The sequence below is a fragment of the Streptomyces noursei genome (genome assembly GCF_001646665.1).
In the GTDB taxonomy this organism is placed as follows: Bacteria; Actinomycetota; Actinomycetes; order Streptomycetales; family Streptomycetaceae; genus Streptomyces; species Streptomyces lavendulocolor.
The window spans coordinates 1-250 of the sequence record NZ_LWBU01000089.1 but is presented as its reverse complement, the minus strand read 5'-3'; the positions used below and the strand labels follow the sequence as shown (position 1 = coordinate 250).

General features: G+C 76.0%; 1 pseudogene. It reads left to right on the top strand.

From position 1 onward, the window contains the following. Window positions 1–103: 103 nt before the first annotated feature. Window positions 104–250: pseudogene (locus tag A4V12_RS36275) on the top strand (DUF742 domain-containing protein); the annotation flags it as partial.

Sequence of the window (250 nt, the reverse complement as noted above, 5' to 3'; positions counted from 1 at the left end):
ACCCACCCCCCTCTCGCCCAGTGCCCCGCCGGCCGCCCCCCCCGCCAGCCGACCGGCCGGTGACACGACAGGCGGCCCACCGGAGGTCGCGAGAGAAGCAAGGACGCCGCCCGCCGCCTCTCACGATCCGTACGGCGTCCCCACGGACGCCGGGTACGGCGTCGAAGGCGACCAGCCGCTGGTCCGGCCCTATGCCATGACCGGCGGCCGGACGAGGACGCGCTACCAGCGCGCCATAGAGGCGCTGGTC